We start from the raw sequence: 17,375 nt of genomic DNA, 5'->3' as shown, positions 1-17,375 counted from the left end.
CTTATGCCGCAATGGCATTCATGATCGCCGGGACCGAGAGCTCAGCAAGCGGGATCTCCGCTATTTGCTTGCGATCGCGCATGATAATTACCCGGTCAGCGTAGCCCACCAGCTCTTCGAGTTCCGAAGAGATAACCAGTAGCGCCAGGCCGTCCGCGCACAACGTTTCAATCAGGCGGATGATTTCCGCATGCGCTCCGACGTCGATGCCGCGCGTTGGCTCATCGAGGATCAGGAACTGCGGTTTGGTCAGCAGCCAGCGGGAAAGGAGCACCTTCTGCTGGTTGCCGCCGGAGAGAAACTCTATCGGTTGCTCCGCACTCGGCGTGCGGATCCCCAACTGGCGGATAAAACGCTCAGCGATGGCATTCTGATCGCGCCGGGGAATGGGCCGTAGCCATCCGCGCTGCGCCTGCAACGCAAGAACAATATTTTCCCGCACGGACGCGGCGGCAATAATGCCGTCCGTTTTACGGTCTTCAGGACAAAAACCGATTCCGAGGCAGGAGGCCTGATGCGGTGAGCGCAGCGTCTGCGGCTTGCCCTTGATCATCGCACTGCCACTGTCGGCAGGCTTAATGCCAAAAATGACCTCGGCGGTTTCGGTGCGCCCGGAACCCAGTAGTCCCGCCAGCCCGACGATCTCACCAGGACGAACCTCCAGATCGAACGGCGCTATCAACCCTTTCTTACCGAAATCTTTAAATGCCGCGACGGGTTTTTCGCTCAACAGGGTACGTCCCGCACGTTGCAGGGCGTTATTGTCCAGCTCGCGCCCCAGCATCATTTTTACCAGCTCGATTTGTGGCAGTTCTCGCGTTTCGCGACAGCCCACAAAGCCACCATTACGCAGAACGGTGATGCGGTCGCTCACCTCGTAAACCTGGTCAAGGAAGTGGGTCACGAAAATCAGCGCAACACCTTGCTCGCGGAGCTGGCGCATCAGGGTGAAGAGCATTTCCACTTCCTGAGTATCCAGGCTGGCGGTAGGTTCATCCAGGATGAGCACTTTGGCAGAGAGATCGATGGCACGGCAGATCGCCACAATCTGCTGCATGGCGACGGAATAACGGTTGAGCGGCTCGCGCACGTCGAGGGAAAAACCGTAAGACGCCATTAACTCGGTGGCACGTCTTTCCATCTCTTTGCGGCATATAAAGCCGAAAGGACGCGGTTCGCGTCCAATAAACAGATTATCCGCTACCGACATGTTCGGCAGCAGGTTGACCTCCTGATACACCGTACCGATGCCCAGTTGCTGGGCATGGGCAGTGTTTTTAGGCCGGATTTCGTTACCTTCCAGCCAGATGGTGCCGCTGTTTGCATGGTAGACGCCCGTTAAAGCTTTAATCAGCGTGGATTTTCCCGCACCGTTTTCACCGAGTAACGCCATGATTTCGCCCCGACGCAGACTGAAATTGACGTTATCCAGCGCTTTAACGCCCGGGAAGTACTGGCAAAGCCCCTCAGTACGGAGGATCTCCTGGTGTTGTTCGGTGGTCATGATGTTCTCCCCCTCACCCTTGCCCTCTCCCCGTTGGGGAGAGGGGACATATCGTGCCGACAAGCAGACGTACCCTCACCAGACAGCCCCCTCTTTTTTGAAAGAAAGGTTAAGGTGAGGGTATCAGCGGCTTAGTAGCCCATGTTTTTCTTTTTCTCTAACTCTTCTTTCGCCGTATCCGGCAGGTAGAGTGTGGATTTGGTGATAGTCAGCTTCTCAGGCATGGTGCCGTCTTTTTTGAATTTCTCCAGCGCATCAAACGCCGGTCCGGCCATGTTCGGCGTCAGCTCCACGCTGGCATTGGCTTCACCGTCGATCATCGCTTTGTAGATATCCGGCACGCCGTCAATGGAACCCGTCAGGATGTCTTTGCCCGGTTTCAGGCCGGCTTCTTTGATGGCCTGAATTGCACCGATCACCATGTCATCGTTATGGGCATAAACCATGCAAATGTTTTTGCCGTTGTTCTCTGCTTTGATAAAGCTTTCCATGACCTCTTTCCCTTTACTGCGGGTGAAGTCGCCGGACTGAGAACGAATAATTTTGATGTTGGATGCTTTGGAAATGGCTTCGGCAAAGCCTTTCTTACGATCAATAGCCACGCTCGCGCCGACGGTGCCCTGCAGTTCAACCACGTTACAAGGTTTGCCCGCGACGGTTTTCACCAGCCAGTCGCCAATCAGTTTGCCTTCCAGGACGTTATCGGCGGTAACGGTGGTCATATAGAGGGATTTATCTTTTACATCAATCGAACGGTCGAGCAGGAATACCGGGATTTTTGCATCTTTAGCTTCTTTCAGCACCGGTTCCCAGCCTGTCGCTACCACAGGCGCAATAAAGATGGCGTCCACGCCCTGGGCAATGAACGAACGCACCGCTTTGATTTGGTTTTCCTGTTTTTGCTGACCGTCAGCGATTTTCAGGGTAATACCGCGTTTTTGAGCTTCGCTTTTAGCGACGTTGGTTTCGGCTGCTCGCCAGCCGGATTCAGATCCGACCTGCGAAAATCCCACGGTTAACGGGGCGGCCATCGCCATAGACGACATGGCTGCTGAAACTGCTGTGACAAGAAGTAAGCGCTTCCACATAGGGGTATCCTCGTAGGGTTATTGTTGGCTACAACTTCGCCTGCGGGGAAAACTATAGACAATTAGAGATGTAACAGAATGCGTTACATCACAAATCAGAAAAGTGAATGAATTGTTAGTTGTCAGTTGAGATCTGGCGCGCGAAAAGAGACAGCTCGATCACCTCTGCATCATGCTTTGAAAAGACACAAATTTTCATTCAAAGCCATGTCACGTTTGCCCGGTGTAATCGCTTCCACAATTTTATTCAGGATGCGGCTATCTTTATGGATAATCCGGCTACGTTTTCAGAATAAAAACGAGGGGCCAGCCGTGTCGCAACGTAAAACAAGCAAAGACATTCCCGATGAGTTGGCTATAATACCCGGCACTTGTTTGCCACACATTTTAAAGGAAACAAACATGAGCTTACTCAACGTCCCGGCGGGCAAAGATCTGCCAGAAGATATCTACGTTATTATCGAAATCCCGGCTAACGCAGATCCGATCAAATACGAAGTCGATAAAGACAGCGGAGCGCTGTTCGTTGACCGTTTCATGTCCACTGCGATGTTCTATCCGTGCAACTACGGCTACATCAACCACACCCTGTCTCTGGACGGTGACCCGGTAGACGTGCTGGTCCCAACGCCGTATCCGCTGGAACCCGGCTCTGTGATTCGCTGCCGCCCGGTAGGCGTGCTGAAAATGACCGACGAGTCTGGTGAAGATGCCAAACTGGTTGCCGTACCGCACACCAAACTGAGCAAAGAGTACGATCACATTAAAGATGTGAACGACCTGCCGGAACTGCTGAAAGCACAGATCACTCACTTCTTCGAGCACTATAAAGATCTCGAAAAAGGCAAATGGGTGAAAGTAGACGGCTGGGACAACGCTGAAGCCGCTAAAGCGGAAATCGTTGCTTCCTTCGAGCGCGCTGCGAAGAAGTAATCCGTTTTATCTGAAAAACCCTGAACGTGGATACCTGCGGACAGGGTTTTTTTTATCTCTTTTTTTCTGCCCTCTCTGTTCCTGCCCTTTCAGCGCCCGCTCCTTAAATTGTCATAAAAATGTCACAAAATTCTTTTCCCATGCGTTTGAACAATATAAGCCAAACCAGCCCCACTACCGCCCTCTGACCGCTGTAAAGTCCACCTGATACGGGTCGATACCCCTTTTGTGGCCGTGATCTTTTATTCCACCGGGGAACAACATGAAACTTAATCACTTCACAATTGGGCAACGACTCGGCCTGATGGCAACACTGTTACTGCTGGCAACGCTGTTTATCGGCTTGCGCGGCCTGGCGATAAACAGTGATAGCTTCGGGCAGAATCAGAAAATGATGGCAACGGAAAAAGTGCTCGTCGAGAGCATTGATACCGCACGTAACGCCCAGGTGCAGTTCAAAATCCAGGTTCAGGAGTGGAAGAACACGCTGCTACGCGGCTCTCAGGGGCAAGAGGCTTTTGACAAATACAAAGCCGCCTTCGTTTCTCAGAGTCAAAAAACACAGCAACTGCTGGAAAAACTGAGCGCGATGTTGCCACAGCTGGGGATGAATAACGCGCAGGTTGAACAGACTCGCAAGCTCCATGCTGAGCTCGAAGCGCATTACCTGAGCGCGATACAGCAATACGATTTGACCGACCCCACCAGTGCCCAGCGCGTCGATAAACTGGTGGCCGGTATCGACCGCGAGCCGACGCGTATGATTGACGAAGTGGTCGCACGCACGCTGGAGCATGCCAGTGCCATTCATGTGGAGACGGATGCGCGCAACCTGGCGCAGTATCAGCAGACCCGCCTGATGTTGCTGATTGCCATGGCGCTGACCATGCTGGCCGGTGGGATTATCACCTGGTGGCTGGTTCGCAGCATCACCCATCCCCTGGCACAGGCCGTTACCGTTGCCCGCACGGTGGCCTCCGGTGATTTGCAGACAACATTTAGCATTTCAGGTCGCGACGAGACAGCCGAACTGATGCACGCCTTGCAGGAGATGAACGGTAATCTGACCCGTATCGTGCACGGTGTTCGCCACAGCACCGAATCCATTGCCTCGGCGTCGGTACAAATTGCCACCGGTAGCCGGGAACTCTCGTCACGTAACGAGGCGCAGGCCAGTGCGCTGGAACAGACGGCCGCCTCCATGGAGGAGCTGACTTCGGTAGTGAAAAGCAATGCCGAAAACTCGCGCTTTGCCAGTACTATCGCCCGCGACGCTTTCACTATTGCGGGCCAGGGCGGGCAAGCCGTGGAGCGCGTGGTGCAAACCATGAGTGATATCCACCAGCTCTCCAGCCAGATTAATAACATCATCGGTGTGATTGACAGTATTGCCTTCCAGACCAATATCCTGGCGCTGAATGCCGCCGTCGAAGCCGCACGAGCCGGGGCCGAAGGCCGTGGTTTCGCCGTCGTTGCTGCCGAAGTCCGGGCGCTGGCACAGCGTTCAGCCTCTGCGGCGCGGGATATTCGTAACCTGATCGACAATTCCGTTAACCGTATCGCCGAAGGGAACGCGCAGGTACAAAGCGCCGGTTCAGCAATGACCGACATTTTGCGCAGCGTGCAACAGGTGAGCGAGCTGGTAGAGTCAATTTCCGCCGCCAGCAAAGAGCAGAGCACCGGCATCGATCAGGTGAACGTGGCGGTGACGCATATGGATACCGCAACCCAACAAAACGCCACATTGTCGCAGCAATCCTCGGCTGCCGCGCATCAGATGCAGCGTCAGGCAGAAGAGCTGTTAGAAGCCGTAAGTCAGTTCAAACTGCGGCAAACCGCCGCGTAACCGCCAGCAGCGCCATTGGGCTTAGGATCAATGGCGCTCTGTTTCGCCCCACCTTCGTTGTTTGTGCTCATCTTATTGTTCATCCAGCGCGCATTGATAAACGCATGCATCTACAATGCATACCGTTGTTTAATTGCTCCGTTGCCCCGAAATAGCCACAAGGAAACGTATCTCTATGTCACGGTTTCGTCTGCCCCTTTTATCCCTGCTGGTTGCTTTTTGCCTGCCCGCTTCTGCTCACCCGGTCACGCAGGAAACCGTAAAAAAAGCCGAAGACCAGCTTAACGCGCGAGTGGGCTACGCCGAAGTGGCCCTTGCCAACGGCCAGATACTGGGCAGCTATCGTCCACAAGAACGTTTCCCCATGCTGAGCACCTTTAAGGTACTGCTGTGCGGCGCGATCTTATCGCGGGTTGATGCCGGACAGGAGCAGCTTGCCCGTCGCATACGGTATCGCCAGCAGGACCTGGTCGAATATTCACCGGTAACGGAAAAACATCTTACCGACGGGATGACCGTAGCCGAACTTTGCAGCGCCGCTATCACGATGAGTGATAACACAGCGGGCAACCTGCTGTTGTCTGCGATCGGTGGCCCCTCAGAACTCACCGCTTTTTTGCGTAAAGCGGGCGATCAGGTCACCCGTCTCGACAGATGGGAAACCGCGTTGAATGAAGCGTTGCCTGGCGATGAGCGTGATACGACGACGCCCGAGGCCATGGCTCAAATCCTGCGCCAGCTCCTCACCGGCAAGATACTGACGCCCGCCTCACAGAAGCAGTTAATGGCCTGGATGGAAGCGGATAAAGTCGGCGGTCCGCTGATTCGTTCGGTCTTGCCGTCAGGCTGGTATATCGCCGATAAAACGGGGGCGGGTGAACGAGGCTCGCGCGGTATCGTTGCGGCGCTGGGGCCCGACGGCAAACCAACCCGCATTGTCGTTATCTACATCACCGGGACGCAGGCAACCATGGATGAACGAAATAAAAAAATTGCCGATATCGGCGCGTCGCTGATTAAACACTGGTAGTCGGGCAACGCCTGAAAAAAACAACGCCACCCGAAGGTGGCGTGTTTGTATTAATACTGGTCTCTGTCTAACCAGTTGCCGGTAGGGATAAACTTTTTCCCTTCAACCGGGCGTTGGTACACATACATCCAGGCGCTGCCATAAGGCGTCTGGATAAGCTGACGTTTATATTCACCCCCAGCGGTACGTAGCGCGTCCAGTTCGCCAAGCGTTGCCGCATCAATGCGATAAACTTCACCCAGCACACTGCCATCACCCGGTACAGCGCCAGGGTAGTGCCCCAGACTGTAGAGTTGATAATCTTCAACGCAATGATCGCCCAGCCACTGAGCATTGGTCATCCAGTGGCTGTTGCCTTGCTTGCGTCGTAAACTGCCGTAGACAAATATTCGCATTGCTAAAACTCAAACTGATAGAGCAGATCAAGTGCCTGATCTAAGCCAGACACCGCTTCCAGATACAGCTTAGGCATCAGGCGATAACGTAACGTGAGAGTCGCCAGTGAGTCAAAAATACCCACACCATATTTTACCTGTAGACCCGGCAGTACATAGCCGCTGACCACGACCTGGGAAGAGTCTCCCACCCCTTCGGTGTCCAGCGCCAGATTGCTTACGCCAAATGTCTCGCCGATTTTACCCACAACCTGACCACTTTGTGCAACCCCCAGGCCCACTAAGGCTGAAGTCATTGCAGCGCTATCGCTTTGTCCGCTCTCCAGACCCTGACCGCGAAGCAGGTAAGAAAGTGCCTCTTGCTGCGACATCGCCGGGTCGGAGAAGATCTCCGCTTTCGGTTCATCCGCCGTACCGGTAATCCGCACCCCGGCTGTCACGTCATTCTCGGTGGCATCGGGATTACGAATCGCCTCAATATTCAGCAACGGTTGATCGACAGGACCGGAGAAAATCAGCTCCCCTTTGCGCACAATCAAATCCTGGCCATAAGCGTGGTAGCGCCCTTCCGGGATATTGATTTGTCCGTTAAGGCCAAGCCCCTGTTGGTCCTGAGTCACTTTGAGATCGCCGGTCAGCCGCGCTTTCAGCCCGAAAGCATCCATCCGCACATTCTTGCCGACATGTACAATCAAATTACTGTTAATCGGAATCGCCGCGCTTTTCGGTTTTTCCGGTTTCAGATCCGCATTGAGCATCACCTCATCACTGGAGGTGCCTACCGCGCTTTGCGGCAAATCATGTACGACGATACGCGCCCAGGGCACATCGACCCGACCATCAAGCGTAAACAGGGTCGGCGTAGCCTCGAACACCAGATCAGGGGAGACGTCCAGCCGCACCATAGGCGGGACGGTAATGCGCACGTTACTCCCCTGTGCCGCCACACGGGCACGCCAGTTGTTAATCTGGCTCCAGTCCGCGTCACCGCTCAGGTTAATCTGCCCACGCTGAGTCCGCACCACCCCTTGCAGGGTCGAAGTGGTACCATTGAAATTCATTGCCAGCTGGCTGGGCTGCATATCGAACGGCATGAAGTTGCCTTCCACGTCCACGCCATTGAGTTGCATCTGCCCGAACAGCTGGGGGCTTTGTAGATTACCGCCGAGCCGCAGACTGGCATTCAGCGTACCCGCCGCTTTCTCGCCGCGCGTAAAGATGGCATTGGCCATCGCCAGCGAGAAATTGCGAATATTGACGTTACCGCCAAGGTTACGCCGCCCCTGCGGATCGGTGACCTGCACCTGACCGTCAAACTGCCCGTTATTGGTCAGACGGATCAGCCAGCCCAAATCCGCACGGTTATTTTGCAATTTCGCGTTGAGGTTCAGCGTTTCGAAAGCAACCGGCAGCGGTGCATCGTTGACGACCTGCGTCACTTTGACGTTACGCCCGGCCAGCGTCACTTCACCCTGCGGCAACCCCTCTTTTGTGGCATCCCACGAGACATCAGCTTTACCGCTGAATGTGCCGCTGGCCTGAGTGGCATCCGGCATAAAGGGTTTCAGCATCGCCAGGTCGAAGCGGTTAAGATTGACCACCGCGCGCCCCTGCGCCCCGGCATCAATCGTCTGCGGCACGCAAAGTTCCGCATTCGGGTTAGTCCAGCAGTGGGGCCCAATGCTGACCTTCTGCTCCTGATTGCGGTAATCCAGCGCGATGGTGCGGTTCAGGGCAACTGGCCCAACGGGCGTTGTGAATCGCGTATCACTAAGCGTGCCTTTCCAGCGTTGCTCGTTGCGATCGAAGCTCCCGGCCAGTTTTAACTGCCCGGCTACCGGCTCGCCCTGAACCCGAAGCTCAAGCGTGTGCTGCTTTTCACTGCCTTTGGCAGCGAGCGTTGCCAGGCTGACGTTAACTCCAGGCTGGGAAAGGCGTTCAACCCGTACATTCAGCACGCCGGCAAGCTGATCGGTCGATTTCACATCTCCTTTGACCAGCACGCGGGCTACACGCAACTCTTGCCAGCGCAGGTTGCTGGCGGTGATATCCGCCAGCACCTGTGGCGCATCAACCGTACCGCGAATATTCACCAGTCCTTTGGCCGTACCACCCAGTCCAGGTAGTGCGTTATCCAGCCCTGGCGCGTCAATATTGGCATCCAGGTTAAGATCTTTCACCCCCAGTTCGCCTTTGAGGTCGGCTTTGTTGCGCCCCAGCTCCAGATGCAGCCCCGGAATAGTCCACTGCATATAGCTGTTGCCCTTAAGCTGCCCCTCTACGCTGACTTTATTTTGCTTCACGTTCCCGGCCAGTTTCAGCTCAGGGATATCCACCTGCCAGCTACCGCCGTAGAGACTGCCGCGCATTTTCGCCAGCCCGTTCAGTTTTGCCGGCCAGTCCGGGAAAGTTTTCGCAGTGTTGATACCGTCCAGCGTTAACTCACCGCGCCAGCTAATCGCCTGCTGCCAGTCGAGCAAGGCTTTAAGTTCGGTTTTCCCTTCCAGCGCCGCCACGCTCAGTTTGTCGATGTTTATCTGCTGCTCGTTGCCTTTGCCATCCAGCGTGATGGTGGCAGGCGGAACGTCCTGACCTTTTACAGCCGTGCGAAACGACAGTGTGTAGTCCGTCATTTTGCCGGTCAGCTTGAGTTTAAGGTCGTCGGCCTGATACTGCTTTTCGCCGGTGAATGGCCAGTAAAGTTGCTCGCTGGTGACATCAAGATTGAGCGGCAGCCCCGCCTCGGCAAGTTGAGTTTGCCCACGCAGGACCACATCCACCGGGCCGGACAGGTTGACGCCAAACTCCAGTTGCTTGCGTACCTCACCGCCGACTTTGAGCTTCACCTTTTCGCCTTTCATCGGTTCGACATTCAGGATGCTGTTGAGAGTGATGTCCACCGGCCAGTTATCCCGCAATGTCGCCGTACCTGTGGCGTTAAGCGTGCCCTGATTTGAATCGATGTCGAGCGCATCCAGTTTCATATTGCCGTCAATACTGCTCACTTTGAGCAGCATATTGCTGACGGTGATATCCGTATCGCCGGTTAAACGAAGCTGCTCACCACGGAATTCTTCAATATTGAGATTGAGCGGCAGATGCACATCGGTCATCTGCGGGAGAAGCGGTTTGGCGAAAAGCTGCTTAAGGGATTCGCCCAGTGGCAGTTCATCCGGTTTTGGATTCTCTACCTTCGGTTCAACTACCTGCTCCTGCGCCACTTTAGCCACTTTCGGCAGCGCAATCAGCAGGCCGCTCAGCGAGGTCGGTTTCAGGGTCAGGTTCTTCTCTTCCCAGTTCAGTGCGGAAGAGAAGTTCATAACGGAGACGGTAGTGTCATCAATATTGATATTGACGTTATTGAGCGCCACCCGGCTTAACGTGATGGGATACGGCGTGGAGAGATTTAACGGCCCGCTATCCTCTTCTTTTACTGGCGCGGCAGGCGGCATCTTTTTCGTATCGATGACCACATTGATATCTTTTAGCGAGATATCATCAACGCACAGGCTACTGTCACGCAGGCATCCCAGCTTAACCGCCAGATGGAGTTCTCCGGCGTTCACCGCAATACCCGGCTGATCGTAGCGGACATTTTTCAGCGATAGATCTCGCCAGCCGCCGGTCACCTGGCCGATTTCCAGACCCGGTACCCAACGGTTGGCAGCCTTAAACAGCAGATGTAACCCGCTCGTCGTCCCGACGAGAAAAATAACCGTCCCCAGCACTAACAGGATAAACACCAGTACGCCGAGGCTTATCTTCTTCCATAAACTCATAATTCAGGCCCCAAACCGATGTAAAACTGTAATCCGTGCTCGTCCTTATCTCCGACCGGAACGGCCAGATCGAGTTTGATTGGACCAACCGGTGATTGCCAGCGTACCCCGACCCCCGTACCGGTTTTGAAATCACTGCGGCGGATATCGCTCACCGCCTCACCGCTGTCGACAAAGACCGCGCCCCACCATTTGCCCGTCACGTTGTATTGATATTCCAGCGATCCGGTGGCCATTTTCGAGGCGCCAATCAGTTTGCCGTCATCATCCTTCGGCGCGATAGATTTGTATTTATAGCCGCGAATGCTGCGATCGCCCCCGGCGAAGAAGCGTAAATCCGGCGGTACGCGGTCAAAATCATCGGTTTCAATCCACCCCAGGTTGCCACGGGCCACAAAACGGTGGCGGTCATATAACGTGCGGATCCAGACGTTTTGTGCCTGCATCACGATAAAGTCCACATCCGAGCCCCAGGCTGTGCTGGAATAATCGATGGAATAACGCTGAGAATCGCCCCAGGTTGGCATCAGGCCGCCGCGCGAACGGGTACGGCTGATCATCACCCCCGGATAAAGCAGCATGGTGGTATTGGTCACACTCGCCTGAGTAAAGTGGTCGAGGCTCCAGCGCAGGTTAATGGCGCGCTGCCAGCCGCTGGAGAGATCCCAGTAGCGGGACACCGCAAGCGTGGTGGAGTCCGCCTCCGTATCATTTAAATCGGTACGCTTAAACCCACCCTGTACCAGGTAGTACTGCTCAAGCGGGTTTTTGAGTAGCGGGACTTTGTAGCTGAAATCCAGCTGCTGTTCCGGCGCAGAGACGCTGGCTGTGGTGGTAAAGCTGTGACCATATGAGTTTATCCACGGCTTTTTCCACGTGGCTTTGACGCGCGGCCCCACATCGGTTGAATACCCGACCCCGGTCTCAATGGTGTTTTCAATGCGCGGCGCGACGACGCCTTTTAAAGGTAAAACCTTGCTCTCTCTGGCTTTATCAAACTCCGGGGCCACCACTACTGAGTTAAACCAGCCGGTGGCTGACAGACGACGATTAAGTTCCGCCAGATCTTTGGTCTGGTAGTAATCGCCTTTTTTAAACGGCACCAGATTTTGCAGATACTCTTCGCGGATTTGCGAACCTTCAAAAGTCACATCGCCAAAACGGTAGCGCTGGCCGCTGTCATAGTCGATATCCCAGAATGCCTGATGCCGGTCAAGCGCGATGCCAAGCTGGCTGTGATTGTAGTGGCTATCGAAATAACCTTTGCGCAAGGCAACACGGGTGAGTGATTTCTTAAAACCTTCGTAATCACCGTGGTTCAGCACGGTGCCTTTTTCCGGGCGATTTTTCAGCAATGCAATATAATCTTCATCGGTGCGCGCACCGCCACGCAGGATCACATCCGTGCCGCCGATGCGTACCGGTTCCCCTGCCGAGACACGAGCAATCAACACCTGACGTCCTTTCGCTGGCGGCGGGCGGAGCTCGAACTCGATAGTGGGTTCGTAATAACCCAGCGCTTTCAAACCTTCACGGATAGCATCATCAACACGCGCCTGAAATCGCTTGTCTGGCGTCACTTCATCGCTCTGGATGGTGGAAAGCTGAGCGCGAACATTTTTCTGCAGCGCCCCGGTCAACCCTTCCAGCTGCAATCGGACGTTTGCCGACATGGCGCTATGGCTTGCCAGCAACAAACCAGCAAAACATACAGTACGGATTTTTGGCACGTTCTCTCCTGAATATCCCTTGTTCCCACCCCTGGAAGGAAACGTCAACACCGCTCCGCGGCTTGTAAAAAATCCAATATGTGGATTGAAAAACGGACGACACCCCAAATATTTCTTATGTTTAAATCTAGCCTGATTTACCGCGTTTATTGTGTTAAAAGAGACGCTTCGTTACAACCTTAACCGCAATTTGCGCTTATGGGAGGCCTCATCATGAGTCTGTTTGATAAGAAAAACCTTGTTACTCAATCGGATGCGTTACCCGGACGTAACACGCCAATGCCAGTTGCTACGTTACATGCTGTTAACGAGCACTCTATGACAAACGTGCCGGAAGGGATGGAGACCGCTTATTTCGCAATGGGCTGTTTCTGGGGCGTCGAACGCCTGTTCTGGCAACTGCCCGGTGTCTACAGCACGGCGGCAGGCTATATGGGCGGCTATACGCCAAATCCGACCTACCGCGAAGTTTGCAGCGGACAGACGGGCCATGCCGAAGCGGTTCGCGTAGTGTATGACCCGGCGGTGATCGGCTATGAGCAACTTCTGCAAGTATTCTGGGAAAATCACGATCCGGCTCAGGGGATGCGCCAGGGCAATGACCACGGCACGCAGTACCGCTCCGCCATTTATCCGCTGACCCCCGAACAGAGCGCCGCCGCTCACGCCAGCCTCGAACGCTTCCAGGCGGCAATGCTGGCCGCAAATGATGATCGTACTATCACGACGGAAATTGTTAACGCACCGCCGTTCTACTATGCCGAAGACGATCATCAGCAGTATCTGTATAAAAATCCCTATGGGTATTGCGGCATTGGCGGGATTGGCGTTTGCCTGCCGCCACAGTTGGCCTGATATTCGTATATTGCCGGTTCAGCCGCCCTGAACCGGTTTTAACATAGCACCTGACCCATTCCCTCTGGAATTTCTCGCTTTAACTTTTCGCTATTCCTTTTTAACCGGCCACGCTATTTTCTCGCAATGACGGCTTTAATTTCGCATGTCTGCATTGTATGACAAGGTTCATGCATCTCATTAATTTTACTGGAAAGTTTATTTATCCCATTCCGTTTTTTTACTTAAGTAAAATCTGTCATATATAAACATCGTTTGCATAAGCGTATTTCAGATAAATTTCCATTTAAGAATGACACCACCTGTCGCAATATGCTCTTAATATGTGTTACACCAGCTGTAAGCATGTTTTTAAGAAAGCGATGTGAGTACCACCTGGAGGGAGAATTTATATGCCTTACTTAGCAGAAAGGATAACCACTCCACACGGTCAACTACTGGGAGTTAAGATCTACCCCAGAAAAGCGCCTGTCCTTAACAGTATCGAAAAAAAAAGAACTTATCTTTTTGATTTAATGAATGCCATTGGCAACAAAGCTGATTTTTTTAAAAAACGTGGTTTGTTCTGTCTGGTCTCCATCACTGATGAAGAGATCGCAATGATATTAACGTTCGACTTAGTGTTGCAGGCAACTCTGGCGCGACTTCCCTTTGTTAAATTACAAATCAACCAAACATTTGAAACAGCCATACAGGATTTAGCAAAAAGTAAAAATGGTATCTGGCTGAGCCATGTGGGGAATAGAGATGTGCCTTTTATCCAGTATTGTGAGGCGATCATCCTGGATGAAACATTTACTAACAACGAATTAAGCAAAAACACATTCCCTTACCTAATCCAAAACTTAAAGCGTTATTGCGAAAAAATCATTATTAAAATAGATAATGATATTAACCGAAGAACGCTTGAAGAGGCGGGTATCTGGGCTTGCAGCGGGCTTTATGCGCCAACACCATTCAGCAAGGTACATCAGTTAATGTAATTCATTGTTACAATACGCTCTGCTCATTTGCAGTTTCATTTGTTAAGAATGCAATATGAATTGGTATTTTATTCCGTAATAAACTACCAGTGCAGTTATAAATTCCACATCACCTACCGGTAAGGAAGCATGTGTTACGCCCGCAGGAACGCCGCTTTCCTGTAAAAGCCAGAGCCAGAGCCGCTACCGCTCAACAACATTCATTTCATAATCGGTAATATACAAATGCGCTAACTATCAAAGAAATACCATTTGATAGGTATATATATTGATATTAATTATCGATCAATAAATGATTGATTAATAACTTTTAACGATCAATATTAGATATATCTAGGCATTAACAAGGAAAGGATATGGACCGGGTTAGCGTAATACCCATTCACAGCCTGAATGGCACAATTGTTGGATTTTCAATGGACTGTAGCGATCACCCTCCGCACAGCCAACACCTGAAGTATTGTTCTGACTTCTCAGTAGAAAATGGGCTTTTGTTTTATGTTAACAACCCCAGGAATCTTACAGATACTGCCGCTCAGTTTCCACACCTGACATTAATGAAACAAGAAGATCCTGCGTTATTTGGGCTGTGGCGGGAAAATGTCCGTCAGGCTGTAGTGATTAATCGAGATTTCTACCATAAGCAGGTACAAAAACCCACTTTCCCTGAATTGATTAAGAACATCAGGAAATCTTATTCGGATCGCGTCATTATCGACGGCGTGCAAAGTACATGGGAATTTTCAGTGCTGCAGGATTGCGGTATCTGGGCTGTTCAGGGCTACATGTATCGTTCTGTACCTTTAAAAAAACTACAGTGGTTACTTTAATCGCTATGCGCAAGAACGTGAGCCTAATAATGACAAGGTCACCCCCACAAAATAGAAAATGAAGGTAAGACTTTAGTATGAGGAAAAGGAAGTAATAATGGGCCCAGGGGATTATATAAAAACCCTCTTATTACTCCTTTTACTCTTTCATTTAACCTTCGCGCCTCTTCTTCGGATGAAAGGCTTCGCTGAAAACTACCTGAAAATCGTGCCGCTAGCTCACCGAATGAACAAGTAATTGAGAAAAATTCGCATCTACTTGTAACAAACTGCTTACACTGCTGGCAGGCTGTAACACGCTTACGCTATACTAGCCGTCGAAATTGCTGGTCCACCGCTTCGGACCCGCTTTCAATGTGTTTACCACAAGGATTTTTCAACTTCCCTCCGAGGATCCCGCTTGTAGCTGGATAAATTATGTTAAACAGTATCTTAGTCATACTTTGTCTGATAGGTGTGAGTGCGTTTTTCTCGCTTTCCGAGATCTCGCTGGCCGCCTCCAGAAAAATCAAACTTAAGCTGCTTGCCGATGAAGGCAACATCAATGCGCAACGCATCCTGAAAATGCAGGAAAACCCCGGCACCTTTTTTACCGTGGTACAAATCGGCCTTAATGCCGTGGCGATTCTGGGCGGTATTGTTGGCGACGCTGCCTTCTCCCCTGCGTTTTACAGCATGCTTATCAATCTGGTTGAGCCGGAACTCGCAGATCAACTGAGCTTTATTATTTCGTTTTCGCTGGTAACAGGCATGTTTATCCTGTTTGCCGACCTCACACCGAAACGCATCGGTATGATTGCGCCAGAAGCCGTGGCTTTGCGTATCATCAACCCGATGCGCTTCTGTCTTTTTATCTTCCGCCCGCTGGTCTGGTTCTTTAATGGCATGGCCAACGTTATCTTCCGCCTGTTTAAATTGCCCATGGTGCGTAAAGATGACATCACGTCGGATGATATCTATGCGGTGGTAGAAGCCGGTGCACTGGCCGGGGTGCTGCGTAAGCAAGAGCATGAACTCATTGAGAATGTGTTTGAGCTGGAGTCACGCACGGTGCCATCGTCAATGACATCGCGCGAAAATGTGGTGTGGTTTGACCTGCATGAAGATGAACAAAGCTTAAAACGAAAAGTCGCTGAAAACCCGCACTCCAAGTTCCTCGTCTGTAATGAAGACATTGACCACATCGTGGGTTACGTCGACTCAAAAGACCTGCTTATTCGTGTACTGGCCAATCAAAGCCTGGTACTGAGCAGCGGTGTACAAATCCGCAATACACTCATTGTGCCGGATACGCTGACACTCTCCGAAGCGCTGGAAAGCTTTAAAACAGCGGGCGAAGACTTTGCAGTCATCATGAATGAGTATGCGCTTGTGGTGGGGATTATTACCCTTAATGACGTCATGACCACGCTGATGGGTGACCTGGTCGGTCAGGGGCTTGAAGAACAAATCGTCGCGCGTGATGAAAACTCATGGCTGATTGACGGTGGTACGCCGATTGATGACGTAATGCGGGTACTGGATATCGATGAGTTTCCCCAGTCCGGCAATTACGAGACCATTGGCGGCTTTATGATGTTCATGCTGCGTAAGATCCCAAAACGTACCGACTCGGTGAAGTTCTCCGGCTATAAATTCGAGGTTGTGGACATTGATAACTACCGTATCGACCAGTTGCTGGTCACACGGATTGATAACAAGGCAACGGTGTTAACGCCAAAGCTGCCGGATGCGGAAGAGAAAAGCGAATAATCGCAACGGTAAATGTCCTGCATAAAAGGCGGCATCATTGCCGCCTTTTCTTTTGCCTGCTATTCACTGCCCTGAAAACATCAACGGCTCCCTGACGGAGCCGTTTTTGTTGTACTGCGATTACTGCATAGCGTAGTGGGTTGGTTAAGCCATCTCAGTTTGCAGACGCATAACCTGACGGTTGACTTCGGACATAACAGTAAGATGCTGTTTGTCCTTCACTTTCGGGATAAGGATCTTACCTTTATCAAATTCGAAAGCGCCAACGTCCTTGATGTACAACCGTCCGCGGAACAGGATTTTCACGTACTTTGCCACCTGAAGTGGGTTGTAACGTTGGAAAATTTTCATTTTTGTATCTCCTGCTAAGTAATACGCCCTTGCGGTGCCACGCTTGGCCCGACAGTGATGAGCGCAAATTTTAGTGCTCAATGAGCATAGTTCAGAAACAACATGAGACCTAGTATGTATAAGTTTATTTACCTTTTGATTACAGTTATTCAGAATTTTCTTTTCAGTACTTACGAACAGGCAGTATAAGTCGTCATTTTTTCGCCGTTATGTGCGTTAACCCGCAAACTGGCATCCGGTTTGCGGGAAAAGCACATTGATCGCACTTATGATTAAAAGGTGTAGTTAAGTGGTCGGAT

Annotated in this window: 13 protein-coding genes; 7 read left to right on the top strand and 6 right to left on the bottom strand. The window is 51.9% G+C overall.

The window, feature by feature from the left end; translation table 11 throughout:
- Position 1: 1 nt before the first annotated feature.
- Together ytfR and ytfQ are read right to left on the bottom strand one after the other, a co-directional pair.
- The gene (gene ytfR / locus AAIG39_RS13935) at positions 2 to 1,504 is read right to left on the bottom strand and encodes a galactofuranose ABC transporter, ATP-binding protein YtfR (RefSeq protein WP_343194119.1); all 1,503 of its coding nucleotides are present in this window, start codon (positions 1,502 to 1,504) and stop codon (positions 2 to 4) included.
- 131 nt (positions 1,505 to 1,635) lie between these two features.
- Positions 1,636 to 2,592, bottom strand: a complete 957-nt coding sequence (ytfQ, locus tag AAIG39_RS13930; protein WP_090081046.1) for a galactofuranose ABC transporter substrate-binding protein YtfQ — start codon at positions 2,590 to 2,592, stop codon at positions 1,636 to 1,638.
- 402 nt (positions 2,593 to 2,994) lie between these two features.
- On the opposite strand from ytfQ, the gene ppa reads away from it, so the two are divergent.
- From ppa to bla, 3 genes are all read left to right on the top strand, one after another.
- Positions 2,995 to 3,525 carry an inorganic diphosphatase gene (gene ppa / locus AAIG39_RS13925; RefSeq protein ID WP_039077764.1) on the top strand — a complete coding sequence of 177 codons (531 nt, stop codon included), beginning with the start codon at positions 2,995 to 2,997 and terminating at the stop codon, positions 3,523 to 3,525.
- A gap of 262 nt (positions 3,526 to 3,787) precedes the next feature.
- Positions 3,788 to 5,371, top strand: coding sequence for a methyl-accepting chemotaxis protein (locus AAIG39_RS13920; protein ID WP_090081044.1), 1,584 nt, complete (start codon positions 3,788 to 3,790; stop codon positions 5,369 to 5,371).
- 175 nt (positions 5,372 to 5,546) lie between these two features.
- On the top strand, positions 5,547 to 6,401 hold the full coding sequence (gene bla / locus AAIG39_RS13915; RefSeq protein WP_343194118.1) for a class A beta-lactamase: 855 nt from the start codon (positions 5,547 to 5,549) through the stop codon (positions 6,399 to 6,401).
- Positions 6,402 to 6,451: 50 nt separating this feature from the next.
- On the opposite strand, the gene AAIG39_RS13910 is transcribed toward bla, so the two are convergent.
- From AAIG39_RS13910 to tamA, 3 genes are read right to left on the bottom strand one after another with little or no spacing between them, the layout of a single operon-like run.
- Positions 6,452 to 6,796, bottom strand: a complete 345-nt coding sequence (locus tag AAIG39_RS13910; protein ID WP_090081041.1) for a gamma-glutamylcyclotransferase family protein — start codon at positions 6,794 to 6,796, stop codon at positions 6,452 to 6,454.
- Between the two features lie 2 nt (positions 6,797 to 6,798).
- Positions 6,799 to 10,575: an autotransporter assembly complex protein TamB gene (gene tamB / locus AAIG39_RS13905; RefSeq protein ID WP_249569650.1), complete on the bottom strand. Its 3,777-nt coding sequence runs from the start codon at positions 10,573 to 10,575 to the stop codon at positions 6,799 to 6,801.
- On the bottom strand, positions 10,572 to 12,305 hold the full coding sequence (gene tamA / locus AAIG39_RS13900) for an autotransporter assembly complex protein TamA (protein ID WP_090081035.1): 1,734 nt from the start codon (positions 12,303 to 12,305) through the stop codon (positions 10,572 to 10,574). Before tamA ends, tamB begins: the two co-directional genes overlap by 4 nt.
- 213 nt (positions 12,306 to 12,518) lie before the next feature.
- Between tamA and msrA the strand changes: the two genes are divergently transcribed.
- From msrA to paeA, 4 genes are all read left to right on the top strand, one after another.
- Positions 12,519 to 13,160 (top strand): peptide-methionine (S)-S-oxide reductase MsrA, encoded by a 642-nt coding sequence (gene msrA, locus AAIG39_RS13895; protein ID WP_090081034.1) that lies wholly within the window; start codon positions 12,519 to 12,521, stop codon positions 13,158 to 13,160.
- Positions 13,161 to 13,552: 392 nt separating this feature from the next.
- Complete coding sequence (locus tag AAIG39_RS13890; protein ID WP_090081032.1) at positions 13,553 to 14,143, top strand: hypothetical protein; 591 nt, start codon at positions 13,553 to 13,555, stop codon at positions 14,141 to 14,143.
- Positions 14,144 to 14,499: 356 nt separating this feature from the next.
- Complete coding sequence (locus AAIG39_RS13885) at positions 14,500 to 14,973, top strand: hypothetical protein (RefSeq protein ID WP_090081029.1); 474 nt, start codon at positions 14,500 to 14,502, stop codon at positions 14,971 to 14,973.
- A 417-nt stretch (positions 14,974 to 15,390) separates the two neighbouring features.
- On the top strand, positions 15,391 to 16,725 hold the full coding sequence (gene paeA, locus AAIG39_RS13880; RefSeq protein WP_090081026.1) for a polyamine export protein PaeA: 1,335 nt from the start codon (positions 15,391 to 15,393) through the stop codon (positions 16,723 to 16,725).
- Positions 16,726 to 16,869: 144 nt separating this feature from the next.
- Here the strand turns inward: paeA and AAIG39_RS13875 are convergent, their stop codons facing one another.
- Positions 16,870 to 17,076 carry a DUF1107 domain-containing protein gene (locus tag AAIG39_RS13875; RefSeq protein WP_090081023.1) on the bottom strand — a complete coding sequence of 69 codons (207 nt, stop codon included), beginning with the start codon at positions 17,074 to 17,076 and terminating at the stop codon, positions 16,870 to 16,872.
- Between the last annotated feature and the right edge of the window lie 299 nt (positions 17,077 to 17,375).

The organism is Phytobacter palmae (assembly GCF_039409775.1).
In the GTDB taxonomy this organism is placed as follows: Bacteria; Pseudomonadota; Gammaproteobacteria; order Enterobacterales; family Enterobacteriaceae; genus Phytobacter; species Phytobacter palmae.
The sequence above is the reverse complement of the archived record's forward strand: the minus strand, read 5'-3'. Positions and strand labels throughout refer to the sequence as shown.